Origin of the sequence: Streptomyces sp. C, from assembly GCF_000158895.1 — a bacterium.
Classification (GTDB): domain Bacteria; phylum Actinomycetota; class Actinomycetes; order Streptomycetales; family Streptomycetaceae; genus Streptomyces; species Streptomyces racemochromogenes.
This window is the reverse complement of the sequence record NZ_GG657750.1, coordinates 6,982,798-6,984,742: the sequence shown is the minus strand read 5'-3', so window position 1 is coordinate 6,984,742 and position 1,945 is coordinate 6,982,798. Positions and strand designations below refer to the sequence as shown.

The window sequence follows — 1,945 nt, the reverse complement described above, 5'->3', positions numbered from 1 at the left end:
GCTTCGGCGTCGGGCTCGCCGTCGTGCTCGGTTGCGCTTCGGCCTCTCCGTCGGCCTCGGCGAGGACCAGAAGACCTCGGCGGCTCCCGCGCCGGCGAAGAGCACCGCGAAGCCCCCGGCCCCGCCGGCTCCGGGCCCGGCTCCTGCAGGCGTGGCGGGGCAGGTCATCGCCCTGGTCAACCAGGAGCGCGCGGCGGCCGGCTGCGGCCCGCTGAAGGAGGACGCGCAGCTGCGCAACGCCGCCCAGGGGCACTCCGACGACATGGCGCGGCGGGACTTCTTCGACCACACCAACCCCGACGGTGCCGACCCGGGGGCGCGGACGACGGCCGCCGGGTACCGGTGGTCGACGTACGGGGAGAACATCGCCAAGGGCCAGCAGACCGCGCAGGCCGTCATGGACTCCTGGATGAAGAGCCCGGGCCACCGGGCGAACATCCTCAACTGCTCCTTCAAGGACATCGGCGTGGGCATCCACACCGGTTCCGGCGGCCCCTGGTGGACGCAGAACTTCGGGGCGCGCTGACCCGACCCGCCGCCCCTGCTGCTTTTTGACTCAGAATCCGGGCAAGATGGGGGCTGGAGCGGAACGAGCAGATCAACGCGGGTGAGGTGGGGTGTATGCCGAAGCAGGAGCTGCGCCCTCATCAGCGTGAGGCCGTCGACGCGGTCGTGCGCGCGCTCCAGCTGCCCGCCACCGGGCGGGTGCCCGAGCGGGGCCTGCGGACCCAGGTGATCATGGCGACCGGGTCCGGGAAGTCCCTGGTAAACCGTGCGCTCGGCCGAGGAACTGCGGGCGGGCCGGGTGCTCGTGCTGGTCCCCTCCCTCGATCTGCTCGTGCAGACCGTCGCCGCCTGGCGGGAGGAGCGGCCGTACCGGCCGGGCGCTCGCGGTGTGCTCGCTGCGCGGCGAGGACGTGGGGGTGCCGACCACGACCGCCCCGGGGCAGCTGGCCCGGTGGGGGTCGCGGCCGGTGGAGCGGCTGACGGTGTTCGCCACGTACGCCTCGCTGGGCCTGGGCACCATCGAGGGGGCGCACCTGGCGGGGCTGCCGTCCTGGGACCTGATCGTGGTCGACGAGGCGCACCGCACCTCGGGCAGGATCGGCAAGCCCTGGGCGGTGGTGCACGACAACGCCCGGATCCCCTCCGTGCGGCGGCTGTACATGACGGCCACGCCCCGGGTGTGGCGCGACGGCGAGGACAGCGAGGAGGCCGAGGAGCCGGAGGAGGAGGCCGGGGAGGGCGCGTTCGCGGCCGAGAGGGCCGGCGGCGCGGAGCCTCGGGGGCGGGGCGAGCTGGTCGCGTCCATGGAGGACGATCCCCAGGGGCCGTTCGGCGCCCGCTGCTACACCCTGTCCCTGTCGGAGGCCATCGACCGGGGCGTCTGCGCCCCGTACCGGGTGGTGTGCGTGGACGTCAGCGACCCGGGGTTCCAGTCGGCGGTGCTGCTGGGCGCCGACGGCCGCTCGGACCGGGTGCGGGGGATGCGGCTGGCGGCGCTCCAGGCGGCCCTGGTGAAGGCGGCGGCGGACCAGGGCTTCCGGCGGACGCTGGTGTTCCATCACCTGACGAAGGAGGCCGAGGCGTTCGCGGCGGGGCTTCCGGCGGTCGCGGCCCGGATGCGGGTGACCAGCCGGTCGGCGCAGCCGGTGTATCCGCGCACGGTCTGGGCGGACTGGCTGTGCGGGCAGCACACGGCCGCGCACCGGCGGCGGGTGCTGGAGGCGTTCGCCGCGGACCGGGTCGCGGACAAGGCGTTCCTGGGCAGCGTGCGGGTGCTGGGCGAGGGGGTGGACACCAAGGAGTGCGACTCCGTCTTCTGGGCGGACGTGCGCGGTTCCATGCCGGACCTGGTGCAGGCGGTGGGCCGGGCGCTGCGGATACGGCCGGGCGAGGGGAAGGTGGCCTCGCTGGTGGTGCCGGTGCTGCTGGGGCCCGGGGA

General features: G+C 74.8%; 2 pseudogenes. Both read left to right on the top strand.

What is annotated here, in order from left to right:
- A pseudogene (locus SSNG_RS31275) lies at nucleotides 1–526 on the top strand (CAP domain-containing protein); the annotation flags it as partial.
- Between the two features lie 95 nt (nucleotides 527–621).
- Nucleotides 622–1,945, top strand: a pseudogene (locus SSNG_RS31270) (DEAD/DEAH box helicase family protein); the annotation flags it as partial.